We start from the raw sequence: 14,162 nt of genomic DNA, 5'->3' as shown, positions 1-14,162 counted from the left end.
TCGGTGAAAGGAGTGCAGATATGACCAGACCGTTTCGATTCGGAGTCGTTGCCCCGGTGATGACTGACCTGCCGACGTGGCGGGACCAGGTGCGCCGCATCGCCGACTGCGGCTACTCGACGCTGCTGATGCCCGACGTGCCGCAGTGGCAGCCGGCACCCGCCCCGACGCTCGCGCTTGCGGCTGCACAGGCTGACCTGCGCGTCGGCACCTGGGTGTACGCCTCCCCGCTGCGCCCGGCCTGGAGCGCCGCGTGGGAAGCACACTCGCTGTCGGTGCTCACCGAGGGTCGCTTCGAGATGGGGATCGGTACAGGGCGGCCAGGGATCGAGGACGAGCTCCGCCGGCTGGAGATTCCGGTCGTGCCACCCAGCGAGCGACTGGCCCAGGTGCGTGAGACGGTGGCCACGCTGCGTGACCTTGACGGGCCCGACGTTCACACGCCGGTGGTCATGGCCGTGCGGGGTCCGAAGGCACAAGCGCTTGCCGTCGAGGTCGCCGACACGGTCACCTTCGCGATGTTTCCGACCGACACCCGTGCGGGCATCGCCGGGCTGGCACGCGACTTCCGCGCCGTCCGGGACATCGAGCTCGCGCTCCATGTCCCGGTCGTCGGCGATGGTGTCGCGCCCTTCATGGCATCCCCGCGCGACACCGATCCGGCCGCGTTGCGCGAGGCGGACTCGCTGGCCGTGCTTCCGGAGGAACCAGCCGCGGCCATCGAGGAGATCCAGCGGCGGCGCGAGGAGATCGGCTACTCCTACTTCGTCATCGGCTCCGACTTCGCCGAGGGGTTGGCCCCGGTGGTGGCCGAGCTGGCCGGCCAGTAAGCCGAGCAGCGCGACAAGGGACCTCGACAATCGACCACGTGGCGATGTGTTGCGGGCCCGACCGCTGGTCCTGCTCGACAAACGCACATCTGGCCGATTGTTGCGTTTACGACCGGGCCGGTCTCGTTTCCCGTTGCGGCCCGCGCCACCCTGCACGGTGGGAGCATGATCACATGAGCGCAAATGGCAAGTCTGACGGGGCGGTGGACGTTAGCCCCCGAACGGCGATCGATCATGGACCGCATGTCGAGTCGCGGGCCGAGACCTACTGGTTGACGTACGAGACGCTTCGCTGGCTTATGGTCGCACTTGCGGGGATGCTGCTGGCCGTCACGGTCGGGACCGCGGTGTGGACGGGCCATTTGCCGGGATCGATCAGCGACTATTATGGAGGTACCGTTCGCGACGTCTTCGTGGGCGTGTTGTTCGCGGTCGCGGCATGTCTGGTCGCATACCGAGGATCGACTCCTCTCGAGGACTTCGCCTTGAACGGCGCCGGCTTCTACGCTCTCTTTGTGGCCCTGCTGCCCACCACTTTGGAGAAGAGCCTGACACCGCCGGAGAGCCCACTGCCGGACTCTATCTCCGCCGACGAGATCAAGAAGTACCTCATGGTGACGTATGCCGCTGTGGTCCTGCTGCTGGTGGCGCTCGCGGTCCTCGAGACCAAGATCGCGAGCCGCAAGAAGCTCACTGACACCGGCGGCGGGAGCAAGGCATTCGTCGTCGCGGCGGTGACGGTGCTGGTCCTCTTCGTGATCGGGGCCGGTGTCGCCGTGTTTACGGGTCACCCCGCTGATCATTTCACCTTCAACGCGAACGTGTGGTCAGGGTTACGGCTCCATGACTACGCGGCATTCCTGCTCATCGCCTCCTTGGCCGTCGCCGTCTGGACTCACGCCATCTCCGGGGATGAGTCTAGCCAGTCGCGGTTGCCCGACTCGCTGCGCTGGTCGACCTCTGGGCCCAAGGCTGCGTGGGAGCCGGAAAAGCAACTCACCCTCGAGCCGACCAGCACGACGCCTCAGTTCACCTTGTTCTACCGCACTATTCTGATTCTGATGACAGGTGGCGCTGTCATCGTGTGGCTCATTTCCGCGAAGGTGTGGCCCGAACACACAATACTCATTCTGGAATGGTTCGAGATCATCCTGTTCATGGCATTCTGGATAGCGGAGACGCGACGTGAAGGTAAGGCGAGAAGAGGCGAGCTCGGGAGCTGACTCGCGAGCACCTGTCGGCTGGATTCACGCATTGCGTGGGTCACGCCCCCAGCGAAAGGCGCTGCGCAGGAGGTTGTATGAGCTGGACGCGACCATGGAGCTCACGCAGGCCCGAGGTCATCGCTCGCTACCAGCACGGTCGGCCGGCTCAGCTCTCGCCCGCCGCCGGTGACGCCAGAGGCGGCGGGCCAACACCCTGAGCCGCGGTCGGACCAGGTCGGGTGGATGGTTCCCGTCGGCTGACGGCGTCACCGAGGCGGTCCTTCAGCCGCAGCGCGGGCAGTTCGACGAACCGACGGGACGCCATCGCCAGCACGATGGCGATGGCCGCGCCCAGCGACCGTCCCCACACCGTCCATCCCACGTAGGAGGTCACGACGAGGATGCACGCCGAGTTGAACAGGTACAGGGCGTAGCTTCGGTCGCCCAACCAACGCAGCGGCGACCACTCCAGGGCCGTCCGCAGCCGCGACGGGACCGGCCGTGAAGCCCACCAGACCACCCACGCCGCCGCGGATGTCAGAACCGGGATCCCCACCAGGTAGGTCAACGGCGACTGGTATGTCCCTGGGTTCAGCGACAGTCCCGCGATCACCACGACCGCGAGAGCGGTCACGAGAGCCGGCGAACGTGGCGCCCAGCCAGCGTGCCGCGCGGATGCCGCGAGGATCGCGAGCAGGGCGCCGGTCAGCAGGCACTCAACCCAGACCGTCGGCAAGGTGTAGAAGAACCACCCGAGGGACATGCCCTCCACGACCGTGGCCATGCGCAGCACCACCGCGGCCGCGATGAGCCAGAGCATCGGACGCAGCCTGCTCCCCGCCGGGCGGCGCAGCAGCAGCACCGCCATGACCGGCCAGACGAGATAGAACTGCTCCTCGACGGCAAGCGACCAGAGGTGCTCGAGCTGCGGCGCGAAGTCATACCCGAGCCCGGCGGTGAGGTCCGTGACGTACAGAAGGCCCTGCCAGGCTCCGGTGGCCGCGTTCGCCGTGGTGACGCCGCTGCCCGGCACGAACGACATGACGATCACCAGCACCAGCAGCATGACCAGCGCAGGCACGAGCCGCAGGAACCGCCGCACGTAGAACCGGCGCAGGTCGACTCGGCCATTCGCGCAGGCATCTCCAACGAGCACGGACGTGATCAGGTAGCCCGACAGCACGAAGAAGATCAGCACACCGGCGAGCCCCGCACCCGTCGCGCCGACCACGTGCGCGAACAGTACGAGCGCGATCGCCGTGCCGCGGATCCCGTCGAGGGCTGCAACGCGCCCCGCCCGCCCTCGGGCGCCTGTCATGCCGCCGAGTGTGCCCGACCCGCCCCGATCCGGCGCCCGAACGGTCGAAACCCGCAGGTGCCGGCGTCACCGCCGCGCTGACCCGGGCCAGGTTTCGACCAGAACGCTCGAGGCGTTCAGATCCGGTACGGATCGTGTAACTTGGACGCGATTCCCCGTCGCACGGGACGGAACGGAGACGCGCTGTGGCTCGCGCCTACATGCGGCCGCACGACGACGGCCCCGACGGTCAGACTGAGCCCGCCGCGAGCGGCAGAGGTCCGATGAACGTGAACCATGTCGTGCTGACGCGGTTCAACCTTCCCTCAGCGGGCTACGAAAGCCTCCTGCGAGAGAAGGAGGGTTGGCTGCGCTCCCGTGTCGAGCTCTTCGAGCGCTACTGCCTGCCGTCCATGCGGGCCCAGCGTGGCGCGGACGCCGCGTGGATCATCTACTTCGACCCCGCGAGCCCCGCGTGGCTCAGGGACTGGATCGAGCGCACGAACCAGGGCGACTTCCTGCCCATCCTGCGCGCGACGGTGTCCTACGAGGACCGGATGGCCGACATCCGCGCTGCGGCCGGAGACCTCGGCGACACGTTGATCACGAGCAATCTCGACAACGACGACGCTGTCGCAAGCGACTTCCTCGCGCGGGTGCAGGCCGCCGCGGCTCCCGGCGTCCGCACGGCGATCTACCTGGCGGACGGCCTTATCGCGCAGGGGGGTCGGGTGTACCACCGCGTCGACCGGGACAACGCGTTCTGCTCCGTGGCAGAGCCGTGGGACGTTCCCGGGGACGAACCGGCCACGTGCTGGCTGAGCGCTCACAACCGGCTTGGCGAGACCATGCGGGTCGTGTCACTGCGCGGCCGACCCGGCTGGCTCCAGGTGGTGCACGGCGCGAATGTGAGCAACCGGGTGCGGGGACGCATGGTCTCGCCGACCAGGTACCGATCGCAGTTCGGCACGCTTCTCGACGACTTCCCCGAGCCCAGCGCACTGCGTCTGGCCCGCGATCGTGTCCTGTCGGGTCCGCTCCGTGTCGCGCGCGAGACCGGCCGCGCGGCGGCCAAGCGCGCGACGGTCGCCCTGCTCGGTCCGGACGGCATCGATGCCCTCAAGGTCCGGGCCGCCCGGCTGCCTGGTCGGAGCCACAAAGAACACGAGTGATCGCCACCCGGCACGATGCCTCACGCGTCGGCGTTGCTCTTCTCTGGAACGGCCGGTGAGGAGCCCGACCGTGCCGCGAGGTGGTGTGCCAGCCGCACCGCGAGCACCGCCGCGAAGAACGTCGGGTTCGCCTCTGCCGACGTCGGGAACACACTGCTCGAAGCAATGTAGAGGTTGTCGACGCCATGAACGCGGCAGTCCCGGTCCACGACGCCCTTCGACGGATCGTTGCTCATGCGAGTGGTTCCGATGCTGTGGAAGCCATCGGTCGACTGCTCCCATGCGAGCGCACGGATCTCGGCGGCGTCGCGCGCGAGGTACTCGATCCGGCCGATCCCGGCCTTGCGCAGCTCGGTGTCGAGGAGCTCGTGACAGCGCAGCAGTGAGTCGATGTCGTCCTCGAGGTATCGATAGTCCACCTCCAGCACGGCCGCACCATCGGCGTCCGTGCGGACCGTCAGTCGACTGTCCGGACTCGGCAGCTGCTCCGCGTGGTAGTGAAGTGCGTACCGGCCGCCTTCGTTGAGGAGGATGAAGCCTGGCTTGCGCACCGACGAGCCGTACCGCCGATAGATGATGTCGAGCACATCCGCGAGCGCACGGAACGGCCTGCGGAGGATGTTCACGATGTGCTCTCGGACGGCATACGGGCGAGGACCGACATGGCGCAGTCGGATTCCCTCCGCGAGGACGCGTCGACCGATCGGCGCAAAAGCGATGCCGAGGAACACCGCCGAGAGTGTCGGGTTGCGGTGCTCGTACTCGTAGAACGGCGGGTTGTCGAGATAGAAGGCCGTGTTGAGGACACGGTGACGTCGCTGGGCTTCCTCGGTGAGCGTGAAGCGCCGCCGGATGTACGAGTCGAAACTGTCACGGGAGAAGTCGAGATCGACGGCGCGCGCGGGGTCGTCGAGAACGATCTCGGCGATGCTTCCCGTGGCATGGCCCATGTAGTAGCGGCCGAGGGGTCCGCCGGCGCCCCCACACACGTTCGGGCTGCGGCGCTGCAGTTCCAGAAGAAAGCGTGTCGTCTCGAGGCCACCCATTGCGAGCACGTATGCCGCAGCCCGGAGCCGGAGCTTCGCGCCCACCCGCTCGACGACGACATTCGCGACCGAGCCGTCGTCAGCGAACTCGATGTCCTCGAGGCGGCTCCTCAGCAGGACATCGACGCGCGGGTGGTCGAGGACGCGCTTGCCCAGCCGCGGACCAAGTCTGGGCTGCCGGGCCCAGCGCTCGAGATTCGACATCCTGAAGTCCGCCAGGCCATCCCAGTCGGGCTGGCCCGACTCGAACACGGCGCCACCGCAGTCCAGGTGGCGGGCAGCCGGCCAGTAGCAGGGGCCGACATCGTCGATGCGTATGGGCCATGAGCTGTCGGGAACATAGTCCCGCTCCTCGAAGTCGATCGGCTCGAACGCGACGCAGCGCCCGCCCCAGAGCCACGATGTGCCGCCGATGCCCTGTCGGGTCGTGAGCTCGAGCGGTGCGTGACGTGCCGGATCAGCGATCTCGGTGCGTTGTCGCGGACCGGGCTCAACGTTGCGCCTGGCCGAGCGCAGGTCGCCCGCGTCCACGAGCAGGACCCGACTGCCCGCGTCGGCGGCCTCGAGCGCGAAGGCCAGACCAACGGGACCTGCGCCGATCACGCAGCTGTCATACGACCCCGACGGCGCTCTGCCGGGCGCCAGAACGGTCATGGGGCAGCGACCTTCGTCGGCCGGCTGGATGCGTCTCGTTCCCAGGCGCGCTGGCTCCTGCGCAGAATCCTCTCTGCGCGGCGGCGCGACACGACGGTGAGAACCACGTACCACGCCACGTCGACGGCATCCCGGGGTGTCCGCACCGCCGTGAGGAGCCCGCGACCCCGTGAGCGGGCGTGCGAGGAGATACCGAGCTCGATATACCCGCGCCGCTGTCGCGTGAGCACGGCGAGCAGACCCGTCAGGTCACGGGGCGTCCGTACGCGCATGGGCGCGGTGGCGACAACGCGCTTCTCTGCCTCGACGAAGCGGCTGTCGAACCAGGAATCGTCCGCGGTCACCGGCGGGAAGCGGCCGAAGCGCTGATGCCCCTCTCGCGTCGTCGCGTAGCCCCCGGCCCCCCACAGCCGGGACGGTGGCGCGGGCACTCGGCTGCGCGCACGGTAGTAGGCACGCACGGGCGCCGTCGCGCCGATGGTGTCGTAGACGTAGTAGGGCCTCGCGGCAAGGACTCCCGGCTCGGCCAGGGCCTCGAAGACCGCGAGCACGGTGCTTGGGGCGACCTCGATGTCGGCGTCCAGATAGAGTCGCGGCCAGGCAGCCGCGGCCTCGTCGCCCAGGTTGAGTCCGGCGATCTTGGATGCCTGTTCTGTCTCGGCCACGACGACACCGGCGAACCGCCGCGCGATCTCGGCCGTGTCATCGGTGCAGCCGTTGCAGGCGACGATGATCTCGAACCCGTCCACGGCGACCAGCGGGGCAAGTGACCGCAGGGTCCTGCTGATCACGGCGGACTCATTGTGCGCGGGGATGATGACGGCGCCCCGGGCAGCCGTGGGCAGCGCCTGCGGCGCAGCCGTCCGGAAGTCCGAGGTCCTCGTCACCACGGCCCCGTCGTCGCGCGTGCCGTGAGGGATGGACGTCCGGTTCACGCGGATCGCCGAGCCGGGCCGGTTCTGTCCTCACCGACGGACTGACGCTTCGGCTTCGCTCCCATTTCGTGACGCGAGGTCGCCCGCCGAAGCCACTGTGCTGGTAGGTATTTCGCACGCATGGCCGGGCGCTCGACGGCAAACCAGCTGGCAACGGCGAGAGGGACGGTACACAGGATGCTCGCCGATGCGAACAGACCCGGGGACAGGCGAGCCAGACCGGCCACGACGAGAAGCTGTTGGACGGGGAACGCGTAGAGGTACATCCCGTAGGACACGTCGTTCCGTGAGCCGATCCTCTGTATGCCGCGTGGCGCGGTGGCGCCGACCCACAGCAGCAGGTAGGCGAGCGGCAACGGGAACAGGACCTCGCCCTGGCCGAGGAGTCCCGCCGCTACCAGCACCACGACGCACGCCACCGCGCCGGCTGCCACCAGGGGCACCCGGTCGGCGAACCGGAGCAGCAGGACCCCGGCGAGGAAGTACGGCACCAACAGGGTCACTTCGAACGGGATCCCTGAATGGGGCCCGACGACATGGAGGTATGCCGACGCGGCAGTGGCCAGGACGAAGGCTGCAGCGACGATCCAGCGCCGCCACAGGATGGACAGGCAGAGCACCAGTCCGATCAGGACGTAGCACAGGAGCTCGTAGCGCAGGGTCCAGAGAGAGCCGTTCCATGCGGCGTACGGCGCACCCGCGAGTGTGGCCGGGTCCAGCTCTGTCGGACTGGAGGTGTCGGCATACGTGAGGACGTAGTCGAGCGCGTTGGAGACGGTCCAGCCGCTCCGCGCCCAGCCACCGACCCGGGCGGCGACGAAGGCGGTGAACAGCAGGCACACCCAGAAGCCGGGGAAGATCCTGAGGAACCGCCTCCATGCGTAGCCGGCGAGCCCGGTCTTGAGCCGGGAGGCCGTGATGAGGTAGCCGCTGATCGCGAAGAAGCCGCCGACCGCCAGCGTGCCGAGCCCGATGCCACCCCACTGCGGGTCCGGGCCATGGCCGCTGATCGGGAAGGTGTGGGACACGATGACGAGCGTCGCCAAGAAGAGCCTGATCGCGTTGAGGCTGTTGGCCCGCAGATCAAGCCGGTCCGCCAGAGACGGAGCTCTCACGTCTCGGCCCATCTGACGCGCGGGAGCACGATGCCGAGCTCGGCCAGGGTGGGCGCGGCGGCATCGCGCTCGGACTGCAGAGTGATCGGCAGCGGCCACTCGATGGCGAGCTGCGGGTCGTGCACCGAAATGGTGATGTCATCCGCGGGATCGTGGTCACGGTCAATGCGGTATGTAATGTCCGAAGGATCCGAAAGTGCTTGAAAAGCGTGAGCACACCCGGCCGGGATATAGATCGACATCTGGTTGTCGCCATCCAGGCTAAAGGTCTCACACCGGCCGTAGGTGGGCGAATCCGGGCGCAGATCCACCGCAACGTCAAAAACCGCGCCAAATGAGCACCGGACCAGCTTCGCCTCGCCCAGTCCCCCACGCAGGTGGAGCCCACGCACGACACCCGCACGCGAGCGGGACACGCTGTCTTGCCGAAACCCTTGCGGCTCAAGGCCCGCGGCCCTCGCCACCTCGACATCGAAGACCCTCGTGAACGAGCCGCGAGCATCTAGGTGTGATTTGGGCGTAAAAAGCAGGATCCCTGCGATGGTCCCGTGAGCAACGTCCATGCTTGCTCCTCACATCGAATGCCGTGAGCGTATGGCCAAGTCCCGTCGAGCGAGCCAATTTCCCGCGAAATCACAAGTGAGGAAAGACGGGAGATGTCACGATGAGCCCACTGTCGAAAGGGCGACGCATGAGAGTGATGGTTACCGGCGACCGGGGTTACATCGGCGCCGTGATGGTCCCGGCGCTCCAAACCGCGGGCCACGAGGTCATCGGCTTCGATGCGGACTGGTACGCGGGGTGCGACTTCGGAGACGTACCCGACGGCTACGAGCAACGGATCGGCGACATCCGCGACCTGGTGCCCGAGGACCTTGCGGGCGTCGAGGCCGTGGTGCACCTCGCGGCGATCTCGAACGACCCGATCGGGCATCTGGACCCTGCGGCGACGTACTCGATCAACGGTGATGGGGCAGTGCATGTCGCGCGGGTCGCCAAGGCTGCAGGCGTCTCGCGGTTCCTGTTCTCCTCCTCGTGCTCTCTCTATGGCGCGGCGGGCGACACGCCGGTGACCGAGAGCGCGGCCTTCAACCCCGTGACCCCGTACGGGGACAGCAAGGTCATCGCCGAGCGCGGGATCAGCCGCTTGGCCGACGACTCGTTCAGCCCGACGTACCTGCGCAACGCGACGGCATACGGGTCCTCCCCTCGCCTGCGGGCCGACATCGTGGTCAACAACCTGACCGGAACGGCATACACCCGCGGGGAGGTCCTTCTCGCCTCCGACGGATCACCGTGGCGACCACTCGTCCACGTGCGGGATATCTGCGCCGCATTCGTCGCGGCCCTCGCGGCCCCGCGGGACGTGGTTCACGACGAGGCCTTCAACATCGGACGCGACGAGGACGTCATGCAGATCCGCGAGATCGCCAACGAGGTGTCGCGACACCTCGGCGCGCCGGTGACCTTCGCACCCGGCGCCGGCCCCGACGTCAGGAACTATCGCGTGGACTTCAGCAAGGTGCGGGCGATCCTGCCCTCCTTCCACCCTGAGTGGACCGTGGCGGACGGCATCGCCGAGCTGACCCAGGACATGGACGACTTCGACCTGACCGCAGAGCAGTTCGAGGGAGCTCGCTTCGTGCGTCTGGCACGAGTGCGGGAGCTCGTCGCCGAGGGTCGTCTCATCGACGACCTGCGTCTCGCAGAGGCAGCTCGGTGAGCGAGCGACGCTGCCGCCTTTGCGGCAGCGAGCTTCGCCACACCTTCGTGGACCTCGGCATGTCGCCGCCCTGCGAGAGCTACCTGACCGCCGAGCTCGCCGACCAGGCCGAGACCTTCTACCCCCTGCACGTCCGGATCTGCCATGCCTGCCTGCTCGTCCAGCTGCCTGCGTACATCGCCGCGGAGGACATCTTCAGCGACTACGCATACTTCTCCAGCTACTCGGACTCGTGGGTGGCGCACGCCGAGCGGTTCGTCGACGGCGCTGTCGACCGCCTCGGCCTGGGGCCGGACTCGTTCGTCATCGAGGTCGCGAGCAACGACGGCTACCTGCTTCAGCACGTCGTGCGCCGCGGCATCCGATGCCTCGGTGTCGAGCCGGCTGCGAACATCGCCGAGGCCGCGATCGCCAGAGGCGTGCCGACCGAGGTGCTCTTCCTCGGCCGGGAGACGGGTGAGAAGGTGGCCGACACGCACGGACCCGCCGACCTCGTTGTGGCCAACAACGTCTTCGCGCATGTGCCTGACATCGTCGACTTCGCCGAGGGCCTGCGCGCCCTCGTCGCAGACGACGGCCGGGTCAGCATCGAGATCCCCCACCTGCTGAGGCTCATCGAGGGCAACGAGTACGACACCATCTACCACGAGCACTACTCGTACCTCACGTTGCTGACCACGGCGCGCGTCCTCGCTGCCGCCGGTCTCACCGTGGTCGACGTCGAGGAGCTCGGCACGCACGGCGGCAGCCTTCGCACCTGGTCCGCGCCGACCGAGAACGCGCCGGCGCCGTCCGCCGAGGTGGCGCGTGTCCTGGCGCTCGAGGCCGCGCACGGCCTGCACAGCCTCGAGGGTCATTTCGGCTTTGCCAGTGCGGTTGCGCAGGTTCGCAACGATCTCATCGAGTTCCTCGTCGGGGCGCAGCGCTCCGGCGCCACGGTGGTCGCTTACGGAGCGCCTGGCAAGGGCAACACGCTGCTCAACCACTGCGGCGTCAGGCCGGACCTGCTGAAGTTCGCGGTCGACCGCAACCCGGTCAAGCACGGGAGGTTCCTGCCCGGCACGCATATTCCAGTCCAGCCGGTCGAGGCGCTGCGGGAGGCGCGCCCCGACTATGTGCTCATCCTCCCGTGGAACCTGCGCGACGAGATCAGCGCGCAGCTGACCTACGTGCGCGAGTGGGGCGGAAAGCTCGTGGTGCCGCTGCCCCGTCTCGAAATCCTCTGATCTCGGGGTTGAAAGTAGGAGTTGAGATTCATGAAGGTGGTGCTCTTCTGCGGCGGGCTCGGGATGCGAATGCGCTCAGGCCCGGAGTCCCTCCCCAAACCGATGATGCCGATCGGGAGTCGGCCGGTGCTGTGGCACGTGATGCGCTACTACGCCCATTTCGGGCACACGGAGTTCATCCTCTGCCTGGGCTATGGGGCCAAAGCGGTCAAGGACTACTTCCTTGACTACCGCGAGACCGAGTCGAACGACTTCGTCCTCTCCAAGGGCGGTGCGAGCGTAGAGCTCCTCGGCAGCGACATCAGCGACTGGCGGATCACCTTCGTGGACACCGGCTTCGACACCGAGATCGGTGAGCGCCTGCGCCGGGTGCGACCCTACCTCGAGGATGACGAGGTGTTCCTGGCCAACTACGGCGACGTCCTGACCGACGCACCGATGGACTCGGTCATCGACGACTTCCTGGCCTCGGACGCTGTGGGGACCCTCCTCGCGGTTCCACCTCCTCAGTCGTTCCACGTCGTCACGGTGGGCGAGGAGTCGAGGCTGACGGGATTCGTTCCGGTCGGCGAGATGGACCTGCGCATCAACGGAGGCTTCTTCGTGCTGCGTCAGGAGATCTTCGACTTCCTCAACGAGGGAGAGGACCTCGTGGCGAACGCCTGCGCGCGGGCTGCCGAGGCCGGGCGGTTCAGGGCCGTTCGCTATGACGGGTTCTGGGCGCCGATGGACACCCTCAAGGAGCGTGCGTACCTCGAGGACCTGCTCCGGGAAGGTCACGCGCCGTGGGCGATCTGGCGCAACTCGCCACCGTCGCACCCGACGCCCGGGGACCTTGTCGTGCCGGTGCTGCATGAGCCGCTGCCCGACGTGAGCTGATGGTGCTGCCCTTTCGGCTCATCTCGCCATTGAGTGTCCTGTGTCTGGGCGCGCATCCCGACGACATCGAGATCGGCTGCGGCGGAACGCTGCTGACGCTGGCCCAGAGGCCGGACGTGTCGGTCGTCAACCTGGTCCTCACTGGGTCTGGAGGGCGAGAGGACGAGGCGCGGGCGGCCGGTGAGCTGTTCGCTCCCGGCAGCCGCACAACCGTCCTCGGTCTTCCGGACGGCCGCCTGCCGTCCGTCTGGGGGGCGGTGAAGGAAGCGCTGGAGGACCAGGCAAGTGTCCTCAGGCCGGACCTCGTCCTCTGTCCGCGGGTCGATGACGCACATCAGGACCATCGGCTCCTCGGAAGGCTCGTCAGCACGGTATGGCGAGACAGCCTCGTGATGCACTACGAGATCCCGAAATGGGATGGGGACCTTCGCCCGGTCAGCCACTACGTGCAGGTCGCGCCGGAGCTGGCCCACCGGAAGGCGGAGCTGCTCGACCGCGCGTACCCCTCTCAACGGGGCCGCGACTGGTGGGACGCGGAGACGTTCCTGTCCCTCATGCGGATTCGAGGCGTTGAATGTCGCGCTCGCTACGCCGAGGGTTTCGTCGTGTCCAAGGCGGTCGTGGACGTCGGACCGTAGGAGGCCTCGAGGACCAGGACCCAGTCCGGGTCGCCGCCGGAGTTGGCGCCGGGCGGACTCACGGTCACCTGCACGGCTGCGCCGCCGGGCAGGTCGACCGGAGCGCTGGCCCCACTGACCGGGTCACGCCACACGGCGCTGGTGAGGGGCCCGGCGAGTGCCGACAGGTCGAGGAGGAGCTTCGCGCCGTCCGGGTCGTAGGCCACGGCCAGAGTCCGGTCCGTCGCAACCGACGACACGGTCGGGTCCGCGGCCGAACCGCTGCCGACGAGGAAAGAGCCGGAGTCCGGGCGCAGCTTCCACCAGTCGACACTGCCGAGAATGTGCGCGAACTGCGTCATACCCTTGGTCCCAGGAGAGTCGAACTGCTCGGTCCACCCACTCGGTGCGGGGAACAACCCCGGACCGTCGAAGTGCCACATCGGGTTGTTGCCGAACACATGGCCGATACCGCCGCACAGGACGGTCTGGTAGCTCTGCCGCCTCAGGTCGACCGGGGTGGTGTTGTGCTCGTTCTCGTACAGGCTCTCGAGCAGGAAGAACGGCTTCGTCCCGTCGCGGTATGCCGCGCTCGCGGCATCCATGGGGCGTTTGTACGTATAGATGTTGTCGATGGAGAACCACGGTCGGTCACCCCACGCGGGCGTCACCCGTGAGTCGACCCTGCCGTTGTACGTCTGGAGCGCGTGGGGGTCGGTCTCGGCAACTCCCTCGGCGAGCGCGTCGACCAGCCCCGGGTCGGGGACGTCGTAGTCGCCCCCTTCGACCCAGATGATGTTGTCGAAGGCCCGGAACCGTTGTCCGACAAAGCGTCCGTACGCGTGGAGCGTCTCCGCGCCCGACCTCGCCATCTCCTGGTACCACCCCTCGCTGCCGCCGTCGTAGCCGGCATACGCCGGGGTCATGATCACGAGGAAGCCCCACGACCTCGCCAGCGACACCATCCTCGCTGCGCTGTCGAAGTATGCGGCGTTGGGACGGGAGAAGTCACCGGGAGCCAGGAACGGCGCCTGGCGCTGGGCGTTGGCCGGCGCGTTCGAGGCGAACTTGTGCTCGATGAGGTTGACCATGATCGTGTTGAAACCGGCCTCCCGCCGCAGGCACAGGTACGTGCCGAAGGTCTGCTCGTCGAGCTGGGCGATCACCGACCACGCCGCATCGCCCACCATGAGGAACGGCCGCCCGCTGCGGTCTACGAGGTGCCGGCTCGCGTGCTCGACCGTCAAGGGAAAGGCAGTGCTGGCGCCCGCCGTTTCGGAGGGGCTCTGCAACGAGCAGTCGATGGCGCTGGTCGCCGCCATCGGCACGGAACATCCGGCGACCACAATGCCGATGGCGAGCACGGCTGCCACCAGGGATCTTCCAGCTGACATATGGGTCGACCTCCGGCTCGAAGAGGCATCCATGGACGCCCCGTCAGGGTAGAAGCCGCGGCCGCGGCC

General features: G+C 67.8%; 13 protein-coding genes. 7 read left to right on the top strand and 6 right to left on the bottom strand.

Going from position 1 to position 14,162, the window contains the following annotated elements:
* The first annotated feature begins 20 nt into the window (after positions 1 to 20).
* Both ACYVLP_RS01690 and ACYVLP_RS01685 read left to right on the top strand, forming a co-directional pair.
* Complete coding sequence (locus ACYVLP_RS01690; protein WP_460625603.1) at positions 21 to 830, top strand: LLM class flavin-dependent oxidoreductase; 810 nt, start codon at positions 21 to 23, stop codon at positions 828 to 830.
* A 173-nt stretch (positions 831 to 1,003) separates the two neighbouring features.
* Positions 1,004 to 2,053: a hypothetical protein gene (locus tag ACYVLP_RS01685; protein WP_460625602.1), complete on the top strand. Its 1,050-nt coding sequence runs from the start codon at positions 1,004 to 1,006 to the stop codon at positions 2,051 to 2,053.
* A 148-nt stretch (positions 2,054 to 2,201) separates the two neighbouring features.
* Here the strand turns inward: ACYVLP_RS01685 and ACYVLP_RS01680 are convergent, their stop codons facing one another.
* The gene (locus ACYVLP_RS01680) at positions 2,202 to 3,353 is read right to left on the bottom strand and encodes an acyltransferase family protein (protein ID WP_460625601.1); all 1,152 of its coding nucleotides are present in this window, start codon (positions 3,351 to 3,353) and stop codon (positions 2,202 to 2,204) included.
* A gap of 263 nt (positions 3,354 to 3,616) precedes the next feature.
* Here ACYVLP_RS01680 and ACYVLP_RS01675 point away from each other — a divergent pair, with 263 nt between their 5' ends.
* A complete protein-coding gene (locus tag ACYVLP_RS01675; RefSeq protein ID WP_460625600.1) occupies positions 3,617 to 4,504 on the top strand; it encodes a glycosyltransferase in 888 nt (295 codons plus the stop codon).
* A 20-nt stretch (positions 4,505 to 4,524) separates the two neighbouring features.
* Here the strand turns inward: ACYVLP_RS01675 and ACYVLP_RS01670 are convergent, their stop codons facing one another.
* From ACYVLP_RS01670 to ACYVLP_RS01655, 4 genes are read right to left on the bottom strand one after another with little or no spacing between them, the layout of a single operon-like run.
* Positions 4,525 to 6,204, bottom strand: coding sequence for a GMC oxidoreductase (locus tag ACYVLP_RS01670; RefSeq protein ID WP_460625599.1), 1,680 nt, complete (start codon positions 6,202 to 6,204; stop codon positions 4,525 to 4,527).
* The gene (locus ACYVLP_RS01665; protein WP_460625598.1) at positions 6,201 to 7,091 is read right to left on the bottom strand and encodes a glycosyltransferase family 2 protein; all 891 of its coding nucleotides are present in this window, start codon (positions 7,089 to 7,091) and stop codon (positions 6,201 to 6,203) included. The genes ACYVLP_RS01670 and ACYVLP_RS01665 overlap by 4 nt, the downstream gene beginning before the upstream one ends.
* 44 nt (positions 7,092 to 7,135) lie before the next feature.
* Positions 7,136 to 8,254 carry an acyltransferase family protein gene (locus ACYVLP_RS01660; protein WP_460625597.1) on the bottom strand — a complete coding sequence of 373 codons (1,119 nt, stop codon included), beginning with the start codon at positions 8,252 to 8,254 and terminating at the stop codon, positions 7,136 to 7,138.
* Complete coding sequence (locus ACYVLP_RS01655; RefSeq protein ID WP_460625596.1) at positions 8,251 to 8,817, bottom strand: dTDP-4-dehydrorhamnose 3,5-epimerase family protein; 567 nt, start codon at positions 8,815 to 8,817, stop codon at positions 8,251 to 8,253. Before ACYVLP_RS01655 ends, ACYVLP_RS01660 begins: the two co-directional genes overlap by 4 nt.
* 128 nt (positions 8,818 to 8,945) lie before the next feature.
* On the opposite strand from ACYVLP_RS01655, the gene ACYVLP_RS01650 reads away from it, so the two are divergent.
* The 4 genes from ACYVLP_RS01650 to ACYVLP_RS01635 are packed head-to-tail and all read left to right on the top strand — an operon-like array spanning position 8,946 to position 12,720.
* Positions 8,946 to 9,977 carry an NAD-dependent epimerase/dehydratase family protein gene (locus tag ACYVLP_RS01650; RefSeq protein WP_460625595.1) on the top strand — a complete coding sequence of 344 codons (1,032 nt, stop codon included), beginning with the start codon at positions 8,946 to 8,948 and terminating at the stop codon, positions 9,975 to 9,977.
* Positions 9,974 to 11,203 (top strand): class I SAM-dependent methyltransferase, encoded by a 1,230-nt coding sequence (locus ACYVLP_RS01645; RefSeq protein WP_460625594.1) that lies wholly within the window; start codon positions 9,974 to 9,976, stop codon positions 11,201 to 11,203. Before ACYVLP_RS01650 ends, ACYVLP_RS01645 begins: the two co-directional genes overlap by 4 nt.
* Positions 11,204 to 11,233: 30 nt before the next feature.
* Complete coding sequence (locus ACYVLP_RS01640; RefSeq protein WP_460625593.1) at positions 11,234 to 12,082, top strand: sugar phosphate nucleotidyltransferase; 849 nt, start codon at positions 11,234 to 11,236, stop codon at positions 12,080 to 12,082.
* Entirely contained in the window at positions 12,082 to 12,720 is a 639-nt protein-coding gene (locus tag ACYVLP_RS01635) for a PIG-L deacetylase family protein (RefSeq protein ID WP_460625592.1), read from the top strand. The genes ACYVLP_RS01640 and ACYVLP_RS01635 overlap by 1 nt, the downstream gene beginning before the upstream one ends.
* On the opposite strand, the gene ACYVLP_RS01630 is transcribed toward ACYVLP_RS01635, so the two are convergent.
* A complete protein-coding gene (locus tag ACYVLP_RS01630) occupies positions 12,669 to 14,072 on the bottom strand; it encodes an apiosidase-like domain-containing protein (protein ID WP_460625591.1) in 1,404 nt (467 codons plus the stop codon). The two genes, ACYVLP_RS01635 and ACYVLP_RS01630, sit on opposite strands and share 52 nt — an antisense overlap.
* Positions 14,073 to 14,162 lie beyond the last annotated feature (90 nt).

It is taken from the genome of Intrasporangium mesophilum (assembly GCF_054783095.1).
The sequence above is the reverse complement of the archived record's forward strand: the minus strand, read 5'-3'. Positions and strand labels throughout refer to the sequence as shown.